Origin of the sequence: Citricoccus sp. GCM10030269 (assembly GCF_042665635.1) — a bacterium.
In the GTDB taxonomy this organism is placed as follows: domain Bacteria; phylum Actinomycetota; class Actinomycetes; order Actinomycetales; family Micrococcaceae; genus Citricoccus.
Genome location: NZ_JBHTCV010000005.1, coordinates 1,202,689 through 1,223,110, shown reverse-complemented (window position 1 = coordinate 1,223,110; position 20,422 = coordinate 1,202,689). Strand labels below are relative to the sequence as shown.

General features: G+C 67.3%; 16 protein-coding genes. 10 read left to right on the top strand and 6 right to left on the bottom strand.

The window, feature by feature from the left end:
- Positions 1-107 precede the first annotated feature (107 nt).
- The 4 genes from ACFQQD_RS12670 to ACFQQD_RS12655 all read left to right on the top strand — a co-directional run bounded on the left by ACFQQD_RS12670 (position 108) and on the right by ACFQQD_RS12655 (position 4,866).
- Complete coding sequence (locus ACFQQD_RS12670; protein ID WP_378089869.1) at positions 108-917, top strand: ABC transporter ATP-binding protein; 810 nt, start codon at positions 108-110, stop codon at positions 915-917.
- Complete coding sequence (locus ACFQQD_RS12665; protein ID WP_378089867.1) at positions 914-1,678, top strand: ABC transporter permease; 765 nt, start codon at positions 914-916, stop codon at positions 1,676-1,678. Before ACFQQD_RS12670 ends, ACFQQD_RS12665 begins: the two co-directional genes overlap by 4 nt.
- Before the next feature lie 73 nt (positions 1,679-1,751).
- The gene (locus tag ACFQQD_RS12660; RefSeq protein ID WP_378089865.1) at positions 1,752-2,519 is read left to right on the top strand and encodes a MerR family transcriptional regulator; all 768 of its coding nucleotides are present in this window, start codon (positions 1,752-1,754) and stop codon (positions 2,517-2,519) included.
- A gap of 115 nt (positions 2,520-2,634) precedes the next feature.
- Entirely contained in the window at positions 2,635-4,866 is a 2,232-nt protein-coding gene (locus tag ACFQQD_RS12655; protein WP_378089863.1) for an NADP-dependent isocitrate dehydrogenase, read from the top strand.
- A 106-nt stretch (positions 4,867-4,972) separates the two neighbouring features.
- Here the strand turns inward: ACFQQD_RS12655 and ACFQQD_RS12650 are convergent, their stop codons facing one another.
- The 3 genes from ACFQQD_RS12650 to ACFQQD_RS12640 all read right to left on the bottom strand — a co-directional run bounded on the left by ACFQQD_RS12650 (position 4,973) and on the right by ACFQQD_RS12640 (position 8,686).
- Positions 4,973-5,479 carry an Hsp20/alpha crystallin family protein gene (locus ACFQQD_RS12650; RefSeq protein WP_378089861.1) on the bottom strand — a complete coding sequence of 169 codons (507 nt, stop codon included), beginning with the start codon at positions 5,477-5,479 and terminating at the stop codon, positions 4,973-4,975.
- 215 nt (positions 5,480-5,694) lie between these two features.
- Positions 5,695-7,635, bottom strand: a complete 1,941-nt coding sequence (glsA, locus tag ACFQQD_RS12645) for a glutaminase A (RefSeq protein WP_378089859.1) — start codon at positions 7,633-7,635, stop codon at positions 5,695-5,697.
- A gap of 25 nt (positions 7,636-7,660) precedes the next feature.
- The gene (locus ACFQQD_RS12640) at positions 7,661-8,686 is read right to left on the bottom strand and encodes a D-isomer specific 2-hydroxyacid dehydrogenase family protein (protein WP_378089857.1); all 1,026 of its coding nucleotides are present in this window, start codon (positions 8,684-8,686) and stop codon (positions 7,661-7,663) included.
- Between the two features lie 82 nt (positions 8,687-8,768).
- Between ACFQQD_RS12640 and ACFQQD_RS12635 the strand changes: the two genes are divergently transcribed.
- Both ACFQQD_RS12635 and hrpB read left to right on the top strand, forming a co-directional pair.
- Entirely contained in the window at positions 8,769-9,707 is a 939-nt protein-coding gene (locus tag ACFQQD_RS12635; protein WP_378089855.1) for an SDR family oxidoreductase, read from the top strand.
- Positions 9,704-12,484 (top strand): ATP-dependent helicase HrpB, encoded by a 2,781-nt coding sequence (hrpB, locus tag ACFQQD_RS12630; RefSeq protein ID WP_378090146.1) that lies wholly within the window; start codon positions 9,704-9,706, stop codon positions 12,482-12,484. The genes ACFQQD_RS12635 and hrpB overlap by 4 nt, the downstream gene beginning before the upstream one ends.
- A gap of 114 nt (positions 12,485-12,598) precedes the next feature.
- Here hrpB and ACFQQD_RS12625 read toward each other — a convergent pair whose 3' ends face one another.
- Complete coding sequence (locus tag ACFQQD_RS12625) at positions 12,599-13,579, bottom strand: DUF2332 domain-containing protein (protein WP_378089853.1); 981 nt, start codon at positions 13,577-13,579, stop codon at positions 12,599-12,601.
- Positions 13,576-15,081 (bottom strand): glutamate--cysteine ligase, encoded by a 1,506-nt coding sequence (locus ACFQQD_RS12620; RefSeq protein ID WP_378089851.1) that lies wholly within the window; start codon positions 15,079-15,081, stop codon positions 13,576-13,578. The genes ACFQQD_RS12625 and ACFQQD_RS12620 overlap by 4 nt, the downstream gene beginning before the upstream one ends.
- A gap of 171 nt (positions 15,082-15,252) precedes the next feature.
- Between ACFQQD_RS12620 and ACFQQD_RS12615 the strand changes: the two genes are divergently transcribed.
- The 4 genes from ACFQQD_RS12615 (at position 15,253) to ACFQQD_RS12600 (ending at position 19,868) form a co-directional block, all read left to right on the top strand.
- Positions 15,253-16,560 (top strand): extracellular solute-binding protein, encoded by a 1,308-nt coding sequence (locus ACFQQD_RS12615; protein ID WP_378089849.1) that lies wholly within the window; start codon positions 15,253-15,255, stop codon positions 16,558-16,560.
- 5 nt (positions 16,561-16,565) lie between these two features.
- A complete protein-coding gene (locus ACFQQD_RS12610) occupies positions 16,566-17,564 on the top strand; it encodes a carbohydrate ABC transporter permease (protein ID WP_378090144.1) in 999 nt (332 codons plus the stop codon).
- A complete protein-coding gene (locus ACFQQD_RS12605; protein WP_378089847.1) occupies positions 17,561-18,397 on the top strand; it encodes a carbohydrate ABC transporter permease in 837 nt (278 codons plus the stop codon). The genes ACFQQD_RS12610 and ACFQQD_RS12605 overlap by 4 nt, the downstream gene beginning before the upstream one ends.
- Positions 18,398-18,515: 118 nt before the next feature.
- Positions 18,516-19,868: an ABC transporter ATP-binding protein gene (locus ACFQQD_RS12600; protein ID WP_378089845.1), complete on the top strand. Its 1,353-nt coding sequence runs from the start codon at positions 18,516-18,518 to the stop codon at positions 19,866-19,868.
- A 6-nt stretch (positions 19,869-19,874) separates the two neighbouring features.
- Here ACFQQD_RS12600 and ACFQQD_RS12595 read toward each other — a convergent pair whose 3' ends face one another.
- Positions 19,875-20,405: a gamma carbonic anhydrase family protein gene (locus ACFQQD_RS12595; RefSeq protein ID WP_378089843.1), complete on the bottom strand. Its 531-nt coding sequence runs from the start codon at positions 20,403-20,405 to the stop codon at positions 19,875-19,877.
- Between the last annotated feature and the right edge of the window lie 17 nt (positions 20,406-20,422).

Below are 20,422 nucleotides of genomic sequence, written 5' to 3'. Positions count from 1 at the left end.
GTCAAGTCGTCGCTGTACGGCCTCGGACGCCGGGAGTTCGTCGTCGGCAGGTGGGGCCGAAGCAGCATTTGACCTTAACGCAGGGTCAACCTTCGACACTGATGTCCATGAGCATTCAGACCCCTCCGAGCAATGCGGTTCGACCCGCCATCCGCGTTGCCGGACTCCAGAAATCATTCAATAAACAGCAGGTGCTGCGCGGAGTCGACTTCGAGGTCGCACCCGGCACCATCTTTGCCTTGCTCGGTTCCAATGGCGCCGGCAAGACCACCCTGGTCAGAATCCTGTCCACCCTGGCCAAGCCCAGTGCCGGCACTGCGGAGGTCAACGGCATCGACGTCACCCGCCGACCGGAGGCGGTACGCGAAACCATCAGCCTCACCGGGCAGTTCGCCGCCGTCGACGAGAACCTGACCGGACGGGAGAACCTCGTCCTCGTGGCCCGGTTGCGTCACCAACGCAACCCAGCCGCCGTCGCCGACGACTTGCTGAACCGCTTCTCGCTGACCGAGGCGGGCCGGCGTCGGGCTTCGACATATTCCGGCGGCATGCGCCGCCGGCTGGACATCGCGATGAGCCTGATCGGCAACCCGGCGGTGATCTATCTCGATGAGCCGACCACGGGCCTGGACCCCGAGGGGCGCCAAGAGGTCTGGCAGGAGATCAGGACCCTCTCCCAGGGCGGGACCACGGTGCTCCTGACCACGCAGTACCTCGAGGAGGCCGAGCAGCTCGCGGACCAAATCGCGATCCTGCACGAGGGCAAAATCCTGGTCAATGGCACCCTGGCCGAACTCAAGGCGCTCCTGCCACCGGCCGAGATCGAGTACGTGGAGAAGCAGCCAAGCCTCGAGGAGATCTTCCTGTCCCTCGTGGGCCGCACCGAGACCGAGTCCGAGAAGGGGTCAACGCGATGAACAAGTACTTTCTGAAGGACGCGCTGACCCTGACCGGCCGCTCACTGAATCACATCATGCGCAGCCCGGACACCATCATCACCACGGCGATCATGCCGATCATGTTCCTGTTGCTCTTCGTCTTCGTCTTCGGTGGTGCCATCGACGCCGGAACGGATCGCTACGTGGACTACCTGCTGCCGGGAATCCTGCTGATCACGGTGGCCTCCGGCATCGCCTACACCGCCTATCGCCTCTTCCTCGATCTGCAGAGCGGGATCTTCGAGCGGTTCCACTCGATGCCGATCGCCCGGTCCGCCGTCCTGTGGGCGCACGTGCTGACATCGGTGGCCTCGCAACTCGTCTCCCTGCTGGTGGTGGTGGTGGTTGCACTGCTGATGGGTTTCCGCTCCTCGGCAGGGCTGGGGGAGTGGCTCGCAGTGGTCGGCATTCTGGTGCTGTTCACGCTGGCCTTGACGTGGATTGCGATCCTGGTGGGCCTGAGTGCCACCACGGTCGACGGTGCCAGCGCCTTCTCTTACCCGTTGATCTTCCTTCCGTTTCTCAGCTCGGCCTTCGTGCCCACGGACACGATGCCCGGCCCGGTGCGCTGGTTCGCCGAGAACCAACCGGTGACCTCGATCGTCAACAGCCTGCGCTCCCTCTTGGAAGGCACGCAGCCCGGCGGTGAACTGTGGGTCGCACTGGCTTGGTGCGTCGGTCTGCTCGTGTTGTTCTTCCTCCTGGCCAACGCGCGGTACCGGAAGAAGATCTCGTCGTGAGGCGGTGCTGGCAGAGGTTGTTGCCCAGGCTGGTGCCGGCACCGACAGTGCACCACCGTGGAAGGATGAGCGCATGCTGACGATCGGAGAACTGGCTGCGTACGCCGGCGTCACCACGCGGGCGGTGCGGCACTATCACCACGTCGGACTGCTGCCGGAGCCCGAACGCGATGCCTCCGGGTATCGGCGGTATGGGGCCGGCGATGCCGTGGCCCTGATCCGGATCCGGACCCTGGCCGACGCCGGCGTGCCGTTGTCCCGTGTCGCCGAGCTGCTCGACGCCGGCCCGGTCGCCTTTCGCGCCGAGCTTCAGCGCATCGACGAGCAACTGCAGCAGGAGATCGAGCGCTTGCAGGCGACCCGCGGCCGGATCGCCGATCTCGGTGCCGGAGACCCCACCGGTCTGCCGTCCGAAGTCACGCAGTACCTCGATGGACTTCGAGATCTCGGGGTCACGGGGCCGGTGCTGGAGGGCGAACGGGATGGCTGGATTCTCGTCACGGCTCGCTGGCCCGAACGGGTCCCGCAGTGGATGCCGGCCAAAATGGCCTCGCTGCAGGACCCGGAGATGGTGCGGATGTACCGACTGATGACGCAGGTGTTCGAGGACGAAAGCGACGCCGAGGACCTGCTGGAGGAGCTCGCGGACCTGATGACGTCGATCCTGGACAAACACGAGGCCGAGGCCGTCGACGAGCCGGGCAGAGATCCGGGGGACGTGGCCCACGATCTGTTGGAGGGCCTGGCCCTGGAGGCCGATCCCCGGTCCGAACGACTGATGGAACTGATGCGTCGACGCGGCTGGAACGGCTGGAGCCGAACCGAACGAGTGGCCGGGTAGCCCGGTCATCGTGGGCTCATCGCCACCGACGTTCCGGTAGATTGGGGCGCGGTTGACCCATCAGTACGACTCGGGCGGCGCCTACCGGCGAGCCCTGCAAGGAGAACCTCGGTCCATGTCGACGATTATGTACACCTATACCGATGAGGCCCCCATGTTGGCCACCGGCTCCCTCCTGCCGTTGGTCCAGGCTTTCGCCTCGACTGCCGGTGTGGAAATGGAGATCCGCGACATCTCGTTGGCCGGCCGGGTCCTTGCCGTGTTCAAGGATCAGCTGCCCGAGGACCAGCAGGTGAACGACGACCTGGCCGAGCTCGGTGAGCTCGTCAAGAGTGACGATGCCAATGTCATCAAGCTCCCGAACATCTCCGCCTCCGTTCCGCAGCTCAAGGCCGCCATCGCCGAACTCCAGGCAGACGGCTACGCCCTGCCGCCGTACCCGGACGAGCCGACGACCCCGGAGGAGAAGGACGCCCGCGCCCGCTACGACAAGGTCAAGGGCTCCGCGGTGAACCCGGTCCTGCGTGAGGGCAACTCGGATCGTCGCGCTCCACGAGCCGTGAAGAACTTCGCCCAGAAGCATCCGCACTCGATGGGCGCCTGGTCGGCGGATTCCAAGACGAACGTCGCCTCCATGGACGCGGACGCGTTCTTCCACAACGAGAAATCCGTGGTGATCCCCGAGGACGGCACCATCCGTATCCAGTTCGTGGACGCCCATGGCGAGACCACCGTGCTGAAGGACGATTTCGCCGTGCTGGCCGGAGAGATCATCGACGGAACCTTCATGTCCGCGCGGGCGCTGGACGAGTTCCTGGCCGCCCAGGTTGAGCGGGCCAAGTCCGAGGGCATCCTGTTCTCCACTCACCTGAAGGCCACCATGATGAAGGTCTCCGACCCGGTGATCTTCGGTCACGTGGTCAAGGCCTACTTCCCCGGCGTCTTCGAGAAGTACGGTGCCGAGCTGGCCGCAGCCGGTCTCTCCGCCAATGACGGACTGGCATCCATCCTCTCCGGACTGGACTCCCTGGATCCCCAGGTGGCCGACGGCGTCCGGGCCGAGATCGACAACGCCTACGCCACCGGCCCGGACCTGGCCATGGTGAACTCTCACAAGGGCATCACGAACCTGCACGTCCCCTCGGACGTGATCGTGGATGCCTCCATGCCCGCCATGATCCGCACCTCGGGCCACATGTGGAACAAGGACGATCAGGAGCAGGACGCGCTGGCGGTGCTTCCGGACCCCTCCTACTCGGGGGTGTACCAGGTGGTCATCGACGACTGCCGCGCCAACGGAGCGTTCGACCCGCGCACCATGGGAACCGTCCCGAATGTCGGCCTGATGGCTCAGAAGGCCGAAGAGTACGGCTCGCATGACAAGACCTTCATCCTCGAGACCGCCGGTACCGTGCAGATCGTGGACGGCTCCGGGTCTGTGCTGATCGAGCACGCGGTGGAAGCAGGGGACATCTGGCGCGCGTGCCAGACCAAGGACGTGCCGGTGCGCGACTGGGTCAAGCTGGCCGTCACCCGCGCCCGTGCTTCGAAGACGCCTGCGGTGTTCTGGCTGGATGAGAACCGCGCCCATGACGCCAACCTCATCGCCAAGGTCACCGAGTACCTCGAGGAGCATGACACCGAAGGCCTGCAGATCGAGATCATGGCTCCGGAGGAGGCCACGGCCTTCACTCTGGAGCGCCTCCGCCGCGGCGAGGACACCATCTCCGTCTCCGGCAACGTGCTGCGCGACTACCTGACGGACCTGTTCCCGATCCTGGAACTCGGCACCTCGGCCAAGATGCTCTCGGTGGTGCCGTTGATCAACGGTGGCGGCCTGTTCGAAACCGGCGCTGGTGGCTCTGCTCCGAAGCACGTCCAGCAGTTCCTGGAGGAGAACCACCTCCGCTGGGACTCCCTGGGTGAGTTCCTCGCGCTGGCCGTCTCCTTCGAGCACGAAGCGGTCTCCAACGGCAATGCCCGCGCCCAGGTGCTGGCCGACACCCTGGACCGCGCCACGGGCACCTTCCTGGAGGAGGGGCGCAACCCCTCCCGCAAGGTCGGCGAGATCGACAACCGCGGTTCGCACTTCTACCTGGGGCTGTACTGGGCGCAAGAACTGGCCCAGCAGACGGAGGACGCCGAACTGGCTGCCGCCTTCAAGGACATCGCGGCCCAGCTGGCGGAGAACGAGCAGAAGATCATGGACGAACTGAACGGTGTCCAGGGGTCTCCGGTGGACATCGAGGGCTACTACTACCCGTCCAAGGAGAAGGTGTTCGAGGCCATGCGCCCGTCCTCCACGCTCAACACCATCGTGGAGACCCTGGCCAACGCCAGCAGCTGACCCCACTCCCTCCACGTCTGGTGGTCAAAAGTGCCCCGGTTTTGGGCCCTCAGGGCCCAAAACCGGGGCACTTTTGACCTATAGATGCCTCAGTTGGCGGGACGGATCAGCTGTTGGATCCGACGGCCGCCGGGGTGGATTCACCGGAGATCGTCTCACGGGAGCCAGAGCCGTCACTGGAGGACGTGGGCTGGACGGCCTGGGCGCCGTTGCCCGTGCCGACCTTGATCTTGCGCGGCTGAGCCTTCGCGGACACCGGAATGGTGACCTTGAGGACGCCGTGGTCGTAGTTCGCACTGATGTTCTCGAAGTCGACGTCCTGGCCCAGGTTGAGCTGGCGCACGTAGTTGCCGGTCTCGCGTTCACGGGTCATCCACATCACCGACTCGTTGTCTGCGACAGCGGGCTTGCGTTCGGCGCGGATGGTCAGCAACTGGCCGTCCACGTCGACGTCCACGGAGGACGGATCCACGCCGGGGAGGTCAGCCTCCACCACGTAGGTGTTTCCGTCCTTGTAGAGGTCCATCGGCATCTGGCGCAGGCCGCGCACCGGGGTCAACAGCTGTCCGGCGAGGCGGTCGAGTTCACGGAAGGGGTCGATTCGGGTAGCCATCTCTTCTCCTCGTTCGTTGGTCAGCGATTGTTGGTCAACGGTTCAGTGTTCTTCCACGGTCCACCGTGGTGGGCCGTGCATCCGAGACAACAATCACACTATGAGTCTTATTCACTCAACTTCTCAAGGTTGAGTGAACTCCCAGCGAATTCTCAGGTTGGATGATTTTAGGACCTCACGACTTCAGGACCTCACGACTTCAGGACCTCACGACTTCAGGACCTGACTCCGGACTCCCGGCTCATCTGCTCCACGCTCGTGTAGGCGTCCCGCGCCAGGGCTGACCACAGCTTGATGGCCAACTGGGGGTCCGACTCTTCGAGGGCGGAGATGACCTGCGCCGTCAGCACCCGTGTGGTCACCGGACCGACGGCTCGCACCGTGGTGAGCTGCCGACCGGCCTGCCCCAGGGCGATCTCGCCGAAGATCATGCCGGGGGAGAGGAATGCCTGCCGATAACGCCGACCACCGGAGCCCTGACTGGTCAGCTCCACTTGGCCCGAGGAGATGAAGTAGATCCCTCCGAAGGGCTGTCCCGCACGGCGGATGACCTGCCCGGCCCGGTAGTGGCGCGGCTCCATGAAGGCCGCCAGCGTCTGGGCGTCATCGTGGCTGAGCCGCTCTAGCAGTGGAGACCGCATCGGCTCCTGCTCGCCCGTGGGCACCAGGCCGGGAGCGTGCCGAGCCAAGAGCCGCTGTTCGACCCATTCCAGCGCAATGGACCGCGAGAGGAACAACCGGAATTCCGGCCCGACGTCGGCGGTGGCCGTGCCGTCGTCGAGTGCGGTGGGGATCAGCTCGTCCAGAGGAGCCTCCGTGTTGACGGCCTTCGTGGTGACCTCGGACATCGGGTCCGGCAGCGGACTCTCCTCGGCGGTCTCGGCATAGGTGGTCAAGGCCTCGGTGAGCACTCGATTCTCGTCCACGAGGATCACATCTCGGCCGTCGGCGAGGAATCCGCGCACCACTCCGGTCAGCAGTCGCGTGGCTGCTTGGCCGAAGTCGTCGACCTTCCGCACATCCACCACGAGCGTGCGGACCGTCTCGGGCAGATCGGCGGCCGCGCGGGACAGGGTCTCCGACTCGGCGAAGCCGATGTCGCCGCCGATCTCGATGATCCGGCACTCGGGTCCGTGTTGTTCGAGGGTCTGCAGGGCTTCCGCGCCGCGCGGCACTCCGGAGGGGGCATCGGCGAGGTGGTAGCTGGAGCGGATGGTGGAACGGCCCAGGGGTGGGACGTCCCCGTAGTGCAGGCCGAGGTCCGTGGCGATCTGCTTGACCGTGGCCGCCCCGCGCACCGAGGTGCCGTGTTCGTCCAGCGGAGGCGAGAACACGCCAATGCCGATCTGGCCCGGGACGACCACGAGCAGGCCACCGCCCACTCCGGATTTGGAGGGAAGGCCAACCTCGATGGCCCAGGTGCCGGCGTCGTCATACATCCCGCAGGTGGACATGACGGACAGCACCCAACGCACGGTCCGGGCTGAGAAGACGCGCTCACCGGTGCGGGGATTCACGCCCTGGTTGGCCAGGGTGGCGGCCATCATGGAGAGGTCCTTCGCGGTGACCAGGATGGAGCACTGGCGGAAGTAGTCCTGCAGGGCCGGCTCGGGATCCGACTCCAGGATCCCGAAGGAACGCAGCAGCCAGGCCAATGCCCGATTGCGGTGGCCGGAACGGTCCTCCGCCTTGAAGATTCCCTCGGAGATCTTGAGTTCGCGCCCGGCGGCGTCGGAGAAGGCGTTGACGATCCGCCCGAGCCGGTCGCGGCCACCCCGGCCCTTGATCATGGATGTGGTGGCGATGGCCCCGGCGTTGATCATCGGGTTGTCCGGCCGGCCGGTGCCGGGCTGGAGCGAGATCTCATTGAAGGGGTCCCCCGAGGGCTCCACGTCGATCTTCTCGTGGACCCGCTCCGGTCCGAGGTCGTCCAGCACCAGGGCGTAGGTGAACGCCTTGGAGATCGACTGGATCGAGAAGGAGTGCTCGGCGTCTCCGGCGGTATAACTGTGGCCCTCGACCGTGGTCAGCGCGAGGCCGAACAACTGGGGGTCCATGGCCGCGGTGGCCGGGATGACCTGGTGGGTGGTGCCCTCGTCCACAGAACGGAGCTGGTCGACCAATCGATCGAGGTAGTCCTGCACGGGAGATCTCATACGTTCAGCCTAAGGGGGCGGCAGGTCAGTATCCGGATTCCGGATCGACTTGACCTTCGAGCTCGCCCCCCTGGGCGCGGGCGGCCAGATTCCGCTGAGTTCGCGCGTTGATCAGGGGGATGCACATCTCAGGGGTGTCGGCCGTGTGGGGCGTGACAATGCACCGTGGCTCGGTCCACAGGGGGTGGCCGTCCGGCAGCGGTTCCGGGTCGGTGACATCCAGTCCGGCCCCGTGAATGGCGCCGGCGGACAGGGCCTCGACCAGAGCATCGGTGTCCACCAGCGTCCCGCGGGCGATGTTCACCAGCACGGCCGCTGAGTCCATCAGCTCCAGTTGCCGGCGCCCGATGATGCCACGGGTCTGATCGGTGGCCGCGGCGGCGAGCATGACCACATCGGCCTCCGGGAGCACCTCGTCCAGCCGGTCCTGCGTGACGGTGCGGTCGGCTCCGGGGACCTCGTCGGCGGTGCGCCGCACGACCGTGACGGTGGTGTCCCAGGTCTTGAGCAGCCGCAGGTATTCGCGAGCGATGCCGCCACCGCCGACCACCACAGCGTGCAGGCCGTTCAGCGTGCGCCCGCTGCCGGCCCCCCAACTGGTGGCCCGGAGGCGTTCGGGCAGATTTCGCAGCAGGGCCAGGGTGAGCATCAGGGCGTGTTCGGCGACGGGCGGCCCGTAGCAGCCCTTGGCCGAGGTCCAGGTGATGTCACGCCGAGCCCGAATCAGCGGCACATATCGCTCGATGCCGGCAAAGGGCAACTGCACCCAAGACACCGAGGGGTTGGCCGCCAGCAGGGCCTCCATCTGATCCACGGGCACCGGAAACAACACCACGACGGCGGTGGCGGTCCCATCCCCGTAAGGGGCATCGGCATCGTTGGTCAGGACGGAGCCCCCGACGTCGGACGCGACGCGCGCAGGCTCGAGGTGGGCTTGCCGATAGGGGGTCGACTCGCGGGCATCACTCGGCGGATAGAACAGGACTCGATCGGCGCGGCCGGCGCGAGGAGTTCCCGTGGAATGCTGGTCTGCTGGGGTGGCGTCCGTCATAGGGACATGCTTGCACAAGCTGGCACACGCGAGTCATTGGGTACTTGCCAATACCCCGGTGGACGTTCTTAGAGTCGTCACCATGGAACCCGTTGAGAATGACACCCCGAACAGCACACCTGCCGAGGGGCAGGGCCAGTTGGCCGCCGACGACCCCACGACGCGCCACCCGAAAGTCTCGCCCCCGAAGCAGGACCAGCCCGAGCCCGGACTGGAGACCAAGACCGATCCGATCCCGGACATCGGTCTGGACTCCTACGTGGGCCGAGATCGGCTGAAGGGCCGCAAAGCCCTGGTGACCGGTGGTGACTCCGGCATTGGCGCCGCCACCGCGGTGGCCTATGCCCGTGAGGGGGCCGACGTCGCCATCGCCTACCTGCCGGTGGAGGAAGAGGACGCCCAGCGGGTGATCAAGGCGATCGAGGACGCCGGCCGCACGGCGGTCGCGCTCCCCGGTGACTTGATGGACAAGGAGTACCGGAACGGACTGGTGGACTCGGCCGTCGAGAAGCTGGGCGGGCTGGACATCCTGGTCAACAACGCCGGCCGGCAGATCGCCATCGAATCTCTGGAAGACTTGGACGATGAGCAGATCGAGAAGACATTCCAGGTCAACATCATCTCGATGTTCACGCTCTCGCGGGCGGCGCTGAAGCACATGGGTCCTGGATCGACCATCATCAACACCACCTCGGTGCAGGCCTACGAGCCCTCGCCGACACTGCTGGATTACGCCGCCACCAAGGCCGCGATCAACAACTTCACCAAGGGCCTCGCGCAGCAAGTGGCCTCGCGCGGCATCCGCGTGAACGGGGTGGCGCCGGGACCGGTCTGGACCGTGCTGCAGGTCTCGCACGGCCAGCCGAAGGAGAAGCTGCCGAACTTCGGTCAGAGCACCCCGTTGGGCCGCGCCGGCCAGCCGGTGGAGATGGCCCCGGCCTACGTCTTCTTGGCCTCCGGTGAGTCCAGCTACGTCACCGGCGACACGCTCAACGCCAACGGCGGGATGCCGACGCCCTGACCGCTCCGAGCCACCGTCCCGCCGCCGGCCCCACCGACCCCGGACGTCCCGACGCCGCTCCGTTCGACCTCGAGCGGCTGGGCGCCGGACTCGTCTTCACCCGCTCCTTGGCGAGCCTGGAACGGACGCTGAGCGAGCATCGGGTGGCCGTGGTCCAGGCGCCCCCGGGGACCGGTAAGACCACCCTGGTGCCGCCGGCCGCCGCAAATCTCCTGGCGGCCGGCGGCACCGGCGTGTCTGGAAAGGCGTCCGGTCAGACGTCTGGACAGGGAACCGCTGCACCCAGGGTCGTCGTCACGCAACCGCGCCGGGTGGCGGCGCGCGCGGCGGCCCACCGGCTCGCGTCCCTGGACGGATCCGCCGTCGGGACGCGAGCCGGGTATGTGGTCCGCGGCGAACGGACCGCGGGCCCGGGCACGCTGGTGGAGTTCGTGACGCCCGGCGTGCTGGTCAATCGGTTACTGGCCGACCCCGAACTGACCGGCACGGGCGCCGTCATCCTCGATGAGGTCCATGAACGTGACCTGGAGACCGACCTGCTGTTCGGCATGCTCGGAGAGGTCAGTCAACTGCGGCCCGAGCTGATGCTGGTGGCGATGTCCGCGACCTTGGACGCCGAACGATTCGCCGCTCGCCTCGGCGAGGGATCCGGCCGAGAGGCTCCCGCGCCGGTGATCGACTGCCCCTCGGCCCTGCACCCGGTGCAGGTCCGGTACCAACCCCACACGGACCGGCGTCAGGACTTCAACGGCGTGACGCGCGGTTTCCTCGACCACGTCGCCCGCACTGCGGCTCGAGCCCATGCTGAAGCCGTGGCCGCCGAACCCAGCACCGACGCCCTCGTCTTCGTCCCCGGCGCTCGGGAGGTTGAGGAAACCGTCTCCCGCCTGCGGTCACTCGCCTCGGGCACGGACGTCCGAGCCCTGCACGGCCAACTGACACCAGCCGAGCAGGACGCTGCTGTCGGCGGACGTGAACCAGGCGGGGCGCCCCGGATCATCGTGTCCACCTCCTTGGCCGAGTCCTCCTTGACGGTGCCCGGAGTGCGGCTGGTGATCGATTCCGGGTTGGCCCGAGAACCCCGGCGAGATGCGGCCCGGGGGATGACCGGGCTGGTGACCGTGGCCTGCGCCCAGTCCTCGGCCGATCAGCGAGCCGGTCGCGCTGGTCGCCTCGGTCCGGGAACGGTGGTCCGCTGTTACGACCGCACCACCTATGGCACCGCACCGGCGCACCCGACTCCAGCCGCCGCCGTCGCCGATCTGACCGGGGCCGCCCTCGTGTTGGCCTGTTGGGACGCCCCCGGAGGCGAGGGCCTCGTGCTGCCGGACCCGCTCCCGCGGGCCTCTCTCGACGCGGCGCTGGAGGTGCTCACCGCCTTGGGTGCCATCGACGACGCCGGCCGGGCCACCGATCATGGACGGCGCCTCGCCCGCGTCCCCGCCGAACCCCGCCTGGCCCGCGCATTGCTCGAGGGCAGCTCGCTCGTCGGGGCGCGGAACGCCGCGGAGGTGGTGGCGCTGGTGGCCTCCGACATCCGCCCGGCCGGTGCCGACCTGACCGCGGCCCTGTCCGGACTGCGTTCCGGGGCGGGTTCCAGCTCCGGGGGTGGCGACAGATCTCGATGGCAGCGTGATGTGCGACGGTTCGAGGACATCGCCGCCGCTCAGGAACGTTCGCAGGCTGGTCTGGAGAGTGGTTCGGCGGGTATGAAGCCCCGGGACGGCCGGCGGGACCGGCCGCGCGATCCGGCGGGCGCCGTCGTCGGGCTGGCGTGGCCGGAGCGGCTGGCCCGCCGCGTGTCCGGCACCGACGCCGAGACCTATCTGCTGGCCTCCGGCACCCGGGCCGCCCTCCCGCCCGGCAGTGCGCTGGCCGGCACCGACTGGCTGGCCGTGGCCGAGGTCTCGAGGGCCGAGGGCAGAGCCGCAGCCGGAACGGGCGCCGTGATCCGCTCTGCGGCCCCCGTGGAGGCCGAACTCGCCGGCACCCTCGCCGGGTCACTGCTGACCGAGCAGCACCGAGCCGAATGGCAGGACGGCCGGGTGGTCGGCCGGAACACCAAGGCCATCGGGCACATCGTGCTCTCCGAGACTCCCGTCGCGCCCGACCCGGAGAAGGGGCGGGCCGTCGTCGTGGACCGACTGCGCTCCCAGGGCGTGGCCGAGCTGGGGCTCTCGCCGTCGGCGGAGCTGCTGCGCCGACGGCTGTCGCTGCTGCACGGAGTACTCGGCTCGCCGTGGCCGGATGTGTCCGATCCCGAGCTCGCTGATCGCTGGCAGGAGTGGCTGGCCCCGGAGGTGGAGAAGCTTGCTAGCGGGGCGACGACGAGTTCACTGGACGTGGCGGCTGCTCTGCGGCGTTTGCTGCCCTGGCCCGAGGCCGTCCGGTTCGATGAGCTGGTCCCCGAGCGTCTGCCGGTCCCCAGTGGGCGGGCGGTCCGTATCGACTACCCACCCGTGGACGGCGTCACCGGGCCCGACGACGGATTTCCGGTCGTGGCGGTCAAGTTGCAGGAGTGCTTCGGGCTGGCCGAATCCCCTCGACTCGTGGACGGGCGTGTGCCCGTGGTGTTCCATCTGCTGTCGCCGGCGGGCCGACCCCTGGCCGTCACGGGCGATCTGGCCTCGTTCTGGTCCGGGCCGTACGCTCAAGTCCGGGCTGAGATGCGGGGCAGATACCCCAAACATCCCTGGCCGGAGGACCCGTGGACGGCCCCGGCCACCGCGAAGACGACGAAGGCGACGCAGTCTCCGAAGACGGCAAAGGGCAGGTAACACAGCTGCGTGGCTGCGGCTCTCGCGCGGAGACACCGACAGCCGGGCCGGCGGGTGCGGAGGCACTTTGCGGGCAGAACGAACCGGTCCGTTCTGCCCGCAAAGTGACCGCCGTTAGTGGGGGAGGCCAGTGACCGACCGGCCATGGGGGTCGGCCAGGGCGCGCGGTTGACCGTTCACCGCCACCACGAAACGGTGGTCCGGCTCCGGGCCGGGCACGGGTGAGTTCAGGGCCACCACGCCGCGGCCCTCATTGCTGATCCAATACCCCGGGAGCCGGTTCACGACGTCGACGAACTGGCTCCGGGACGCGGAATCCAGGTAGGGCAGCACTGCGGTATGGAACACGACCAGGGTGGCATCGACAGGCGCCTCGGCCGCCAGGGCCGGCAACTCTTGGACCAGATCACCGCGGACGAGACGAGGAGGGTCGTGGCGGGCCAGATCCATCGCCGCGTGCAGACGGGCCCGGCGATCATGGTGTTCCGGCCAGACCAGGGCCTCCAACCAGGTGCGGTCCTCGGCGTCGTTGACGTCCACCGGGGAGAGGTCGATGCCCGCCCGCCACGTCACCTTAGGCATGACGCTCGGTGGCGTGATGCCCGGGCCCAGCTCGCACTCGATGATCACCTCCGATACGCCGTCGTCGGGATCCACGACCGTGCCATCGCTGTACCGGTACGAATACCGGTCCAGGAGGAGACACAGCCCGGCCGAGGCACCCACCTCGATCAGCGCCAAGGGTTGGGGCAGTGCGGCCAGGAACGGCAGGAGAACGGCACACCTGGCGGCCTCATTGGTCTGGGTCGAGCGGGCCAAGATCGTGGTGCGGACCGCGGCCCACTGGCCCCGCAGGGTCTCGTGAAAAGAGGAATAGGACGTTCCGGCGCCGTGGAGCCGGGCGGCGGCGAACACCAGATTCGGCTGCCGCTTCGACGGCGGCAGCTCCGTCAACAGGTCGAGGACCGGGACGTCATCGGCGACGCTCTCGGCCCAGTGCTCATAGACCGCCGAGGTGCCGCGGGCTTCGAGGGCGAAGCGGCGGTACACCTCGGAGGGAGGCAGCTCTCCGCGGTGAATGGCGGGATCCATCATGGCAGCGGCCAGGTGTGGACGGGTTCACCACCGCGCATGTGCTCGCCATAGCGATCCACCAGGCGGGCCAGGGCTTCCTTCCGCGGCAGACACGAGTCCTCGAACCGACCCAGCGTTCGGGCCATCCAGGTGGCACCGTTCTGGCCGTTCCGGGTGCGTCCGGTCAGCACGGAGAGATAGTGCTCGGCGACCTGCTCGTCCACATCCAGCAACTGCAGTCCCTCGCGAGCGGCGGGCACCAGGTGCCGGTCGAGCAGCTCCGTGACGGGGACGTCGCCGGATCCGGGCCAGTACACGGAGGCATTCAACCCGTGACGGGCGCATTCGTAGAAATTCTTCCTCGCCACGGCGAAGGACATCCGCTCCCAGGGGTTCTCCTCGGTCTCCACCAGGTACTTCACCAGGCCGAAGAAGAAGGCGGCATTGGCCACCATGTCCACCACGGTGGGACCGGCCGGCAGCAAGCGGTTCTCCACGCGAAGGTTGGCGGGTTTCGCCGGTGTGGTGCCGCCGTCGCCGGAGTCCTCATCCCGTCCGGGATCGTAGATCGGGCGGTTCCAGCGGTAGACCGTGCCGTTGTGCAACAGCAGCTCCGAGAGTTTGGGGGCGCCGGCGTCGGTCGCAGATCCGGCCTCGCCGGACATCTCCGGCAAGAGCGCCGGGAAGAAGGCGATGTTCTCTTCGAACAGGTCCTCGATGCCGTTGATCCAGCGTTCCCCGAACCACACCCGCGGACGGACCCCCTGGCGTGCCAGCTCGGGGCCACGCGTGTCCGTGGACTGCTGGAACACCGCGATGCGGGTCTCGGACCACAGCAGATGGCCCAGGAACAGGGGAGAGTTCGCGGCGAGAGCCGTCTGCGGCCCCGCGATCGCCTGGGCGGCGTTCCACACCGGGCCGAACTGCTCGCGAGAGACCTCGAGGTGCAACTGCATTGAGGTGCACGTCGACTCCGGGGCGATGTCCCGGGCGTAATAGGACAGGTGCTCAGGGCCGTCGATGTCGATGAGGATGTCTTCACCGCGGGCCTCCAGGATCGCGGCGTTCAGCGCCGCATAGCGATTGCCCTCGCTGATCCACCCTTCGCCGGCCAGGTCGTCCCCGTCCAGGGTGGGCAGGATGCCGATCGCGTACAGGTGTGCTCCGGCGCGAACGGCCCGTTGTTCGGCTCGGTCCAGTTCCGAGCGCAGCGACTCCTCCAACTCGGCCAGGCCGCGTCCGCGCAACGTCAAGGTCGGATGATTCAGCTCGATGTTGTACCGGCCCAGTTCGGTCTGGAACGCCGGATGGTCGATGGCTGCCAGCACTTCTCGGTTCAGCGCGGCGGGTTGCGATTGCTGGTCCACGAGGTTCAGCTCCAGCTCGAGTCCCACGCGTCCGGTGCCGGTGAGCTCGTGCTCGGCAAGGTAGGTCTTGAGCTCCTGCAGCGACGATTGCAGCCGCTCGCGATACTGCGTCCGCTCCGACCGCGTGTACGTACTCGACTCGACCTCGCTACCCATGGGATGAAGAGTAAGGCATGGACGACGCCGCCGACACGCGCTGAGACCGAAGAGGACCGGAACTCTTGGGAAACGCCCACATCAGGCATAGGCTTCCGTCACGGAGACCTGGGTCACAGGGTCACAGGGCAGGGGTCTCGCGTGGCATCACGGACCGGAGGTGGGCGACAGATGAGGGAATCCCGACCGCGTGGCAGGTTCGCCAGGCCGGTGGCCGGCGCGATGATGGCATCAGCGGCATTGCTGCTGTCCGGCTGTGGGCCGGCGGACGAGACGCCGGTGCTGACCTGGTACACCAACCCGGATGACGGCGGCCAGGCCACCTTGGCCCAGCAGTGCACCGAGGAAGCGGGCGGGGAGTACCGGATCGAGACGTCGGTCCTTCCCACGGACGCCGCCTCCCAGCGCGAGCAGCTCACCCGCCGCTTGGCCGCCGGGGACAACTCGATGGACATCATGTCCCTGGACCCACCCTTCATTCCCGAACTGGCCGAGCCCGGGTTCCTGGCGCCGGTGCCGGACGACGTGGTGGAGGCGACCACGCAGGACACCCTCGACGGAGCCCTCGCCGGTGCCACGTGGAAGGAGAACGTGGTCGCCATCCCGTTCTGGGCCAACACGCAGCTGCTGTGGTACCGCAAGTCGGTGGCCGAAGAAGCCGGGCTCAACATGGACGAGCCCGTGACGTGGGATCAGCTCATCGAGGTGGCCCGGGAACAGGACAAGGAGCTCGGGGTGCAGGGAGCGCGGGCCGAATCCATGACCGTCTGGCTCAACGCCCTCATCGAATCCGGTGGCGGTCAGATCGTGGAGAATCCGGAGGCCCCCGCGGAGGAGGTCGAGACCGGTCTGGACTCCGAGGCGGCTCAACACGCGGCGGAGATCATCTCCGTCATCGGCCAGGAGGGGCTGGGCGGGCCCGGGCTGGCCACCCAGCAGGAGAACGAGTCCCTGCTGCTCTTCCAGGGAGACAGCGGCTCCTTCATGGTCAACTGGCCGTTCGTCTGGCCCGCGACGAATGCCTCCGTCGAGGAGGGGGCACTGCCGGAGGATCTGCCCGAGGACATCGGCTGGACGCAGTACCCGCGCATGAACGAGGACGAGGAACCGGCTCCACCGCTGGGTGGCATCAACCTCGGCGTGGGTGCTCACTCGCAGCACCCGGATCTGGCCTGGGACGCGATCCAGTGCATCGTCACCCCGGAGCATCAGGCCGAATACTTCGTCACCAACGGCAATCCGCCCTCCAGTGCGAGCGCCTTCGACGATCCTGCGGTGGAGGAGCAGTTCCCGATGGCCCCGGCCATTCGTGAGTCTCTGGACCTGGCGGTGCCCCGACCGCAGACGCCGTACTACAACGAGGTCTCCACCGCGATCCAACAGCGGTTCGCCCCGCCGGGGTCCGTGAATCCCGAATCCACCCCGGCCGGCACCGGCCAGTTCATCACTCAAGTCCTGCGAGGGGAGTCGCTGCTGTGAGCGCCATTCCGTCCAATGCACCGGCCGTCAGTTCGAGTCCCGGGACGGCGAAGTCCACGGACCCCGACGGCGGCCGTGCCCGCCGCGGTCGCCGGGCGCCTCGCTCTGAGCGGTCCAAGGCCGAGACCCGCTTGGGCTGGTGGTTGGCCGGCCCGGCCTTCGTCATCATGGTGGCGGTCATCTTCTACCCCGTGGTGCAGGCCCTCTGGGATTCACTGTTCAGCTACCGCCTGACCGCACCCGGCGAACGCGAGTTCATCGGCCTGAAGAACTACGGAACGATCCTCAGCGATGGCGTGTTCTGGAGCGCCCTGGGTGTGACCGCGCTGATCACCGTGGTCACCGTGCTGGTCGAGTTGGTCCTCGGCTTCGCTTTGGCGATGATCATGCACCGAGCCATCAAGTCCACCCGGGGCCTGGTCCGCACGGTGATCCTGGTGCCCTACGGCATCATCACGGTGGTCTCCGCCTACGCCTGGTATTACATGTTCAGCATCGACTCCGGATACATGAACAGCTGGCTGGGCTGGCTACCCGGAGTCAGCGACGACCTGAACTGGTTCGCGCAGGGCGGCACCTCGATCGTGGTCATCATGTTCTCCGAGATCTGGAAGACCACGCCGTTCATCTCGCTGCTGCTGCTCGCCGGCCTCGCCCAGGTGCCCGACGACCTCTCCGAAGCCGCGGCCGTGGACGGCGCCAACGGTTGGCAGCGCCTCAGCAGAGTGGTGCTGCCGAACATGAAGGCGGCGATCATGGTGGCCGTGCTGTTCCGGGCACTCGATGCGTTCCGCGTCTTCGACTCGATTTTCGTGATGACCAAGGGCGCCTACGGCACCGAAGTGCTGTCCTTGCTGGCGTACCGCACCTCGATCGGCAGGCTGGAGATCGGCCTCGGCTCAGCCATCTCCGTGGTGCTGTTCCTGTGCGTGGCGCTGATCGCCTTCACGGCGATCAAGGTCTTCAACGTTGATCTGGCCGGCGGACGAGGAGGACGCAAATGAGCAAGCGCAACACCGCCATCGGCTGGTGGGTGATCACCGTCATCGTTGCCGTGTGGTGCCTCTTCCCGGTGGCTTCCATCCTGGCGACGAGCCTGAAGACTCCGGCGGACCTCTCCAACGGTCAGTTCCTGCCGACCACGCCCTCCACCATCAACTATGAGGAGATCCTGGTCGGCGACTCCCGGGAGCTGTTCCTCTCGGCCCTGTGGAATTCGATCGGAATCTGCATCATCGCCACCGCGATCGCCGTGGTGCTGGCCACTCTGTGCGCCTACGCGATCGCGCGGCTCGACTTCCCCGGCAAGAAGGTCGTGTTGACGGTCTCCCTCATGGTCTCGATGTTCCCCGTGATCTCGCTGGTCACACCGCTGTTCAACATGTGGCGGACCCTGGGACTGTATGACACCTGGCCGGGACTGATCATCCCGTATCTGTCCTTGACCCTGCCGATCTCGATCTGGACGCTGGCGGCGTTCTTCCAGCAGATTCCGTGGGAACTCGAGCAGGCCGCCCAAGTGGACGGGGCCACGCCCATGCAGGCGTTCCGCAAGGCGGTGGTCCCGCTGGCTCTGCCGGGCGTTTTCACCACCGCGATCATCGCGTTCTTCATCGCATGGAACGACTTCGTCTACGGCATCTCGCTGACGTCCACCGAGGCGGCCCGAACCGTGCCGGCGGCGTTGGCGTTCTTCTCGGGCGCCTCACAGTTCGAGTCGCCCACCGGCGCCATCTCCGCCGCGGCCATCATCGTCACCATTCCCGTGGTCTTGCTGGTCATGCTCTTCCAGCGGCAGATCGTGGCCGGCCTGACCTCGGGCGCGGTCAAGGGCTGAGGGCACCGGCGATCGGCAGAGGCACCACTGGCTCACAGGACCACAGCAGGATCAGCGCAGGACTTCGCAGGACATCGCAGGACAGCGAAAGATTAGGCAGCAACGAAAGGGACCACCGATGGCCTCCATCACCCTGAACAGCATCGTCAAGAAGTACGACGACGGCTTTCCCGCCGTGAACAACGTGTCCCTGGACATCGCCGACGGTGAGTTCGTGATCCTGGTCGGACCGTCCGGCTGCGGCAAATCGACGCTGCTGCGGATGATCGTCGGACTCGAGGACATCACGTCGGGCGAGCTGCTGATCGACGGCCAACGGATGAACGAGGCAGCACCGAAGGACCGGAACCTCGCGATGGTGTTCCAGAACTACGCGCTGTATCCGCACCTGACGGTGTACGAGAACATCGCCTTCCCGCTGCGGCTGGCCAAGGAGAAGAACGGCAACGGCCAGAGCAACGGCAACGGTGAGGGATCCGTGGACGACCGAGTCCAGAAGGCTGCCGCTATGCTGGAGCTCACCGAGCATCTCGATCGCAAACCCGCCAATCTCTCCGGCGGTCAGCGTCAGCGGGTGGCCATGGGCCGGGCCATCGTCCGGGAGGCCGATGCGTTCCTCTTCGACGAGCCGCTGTCCAACCTGGACGCCAAGCTGCGCGGACAGATGCGGTCCGAGATCGCCCGGCTGCAGCGCCGGCTCGGTATCACCAGCGTCTACGTCACGCACGACCAGACCGAGGCCATGACCCTGGGGGACCGGGTGGCGGTGCTGAAGAAGGGACTGCTGCAGCAGGTCGCCAGCCCGCGGGAACTCTATGAACAGCCCGTCAACCTCTTCGTGGCGGGATTCATCGGCTCGCCGTCCATGAACTTCCTGCCCGCGACCCTCAAGGAGGGCAGCCAGGGAGCCGGGGGAACGGGCGGAGCTGGAGGAGCTATTCTGTCCTCGCCGATCGGGGACATTCCGATCTCGGCGGAGAAGGCGGCCGTGGCGCAGGGCCGGGAGCTCGTCATGATCGGGCTGCGCCCGGAGTACTTCGAAGACGCCTCACTGGTGGACGAGGCCAAGATGGCCCGGGGCTCCGTGTTCACCGCGGAACTGTCCCACCTGGAGTGGCTCGGACACGAACAGTACGGCTACATCGAGTTCGAGCCCGACGAGCGAGTCGGCCGGCTACTGTCCGATCTCGCGTCCGAGATGGATGCCGACGAGTTGCGACCACAGGTCGTCACCACGCTGTCCGCCGAATCCCGCGTGCGGCCCGGTGAGCCGGCGGAGCTGTGGGTGGACGCGTCCCGGATTCACATCTTCGATCCGGAAACGGGGGAGAACCTGACCCGTGATCCGGAGGCCGGAGCCGAACTGACGCGTATCGCCGCACAAGAACGCGAACACGAGATCGAGCTGGCTGCTGCGTCAGCTCGGTCCCCCCAGAACACCCAGAACACCCAGGACAGCCGGTCCGTCTAGAACGCCTCAGCCGCCTGCTGAGGACGTGGCCTCGCGGTGGGCTGCGGCCAGGCGCACGTACGTCGCTGAGTTCTTCTGGAGCGAGGCCACCTCGTCTGCCGTGAGCTCACGGCGGACCTTGGCGGGCACCCCGGCGACCAGGGAACGTGGCGGCACCACGGTGCCCTCGAGCACGAGGGCGCCAGCGGCCACAAGGGACTGTGTGCCAATCACGGCGCCATTCATCACGGTGGCGGACATGCCCACCAGGCACTCGTCCTCCACGGTGGCGCCGTGGACCACGGCAGAGTGACCCACGGAGACGCCCCGGCCCAGAGTGCAGGGAAAGCCGGCGTCCGCGTGCAGCACCACGTTGTCCTGAAGGTTGGTCCGCTCGCCCACGCGAATCGGTGCGCTGTCCCCGCGCGCGGAGACCCCATAGAAGGCGGAGGACTCGGCGGCCAGGACGACGTCGCCGGACAGGCACGCCGTTGGGGCGAGGAAGGCGGATTCGTGAGCGACGGGCGCGTTGCCGCCGATCGTGATCAGATGAGCCATGCCCCCAGCGTACGAGC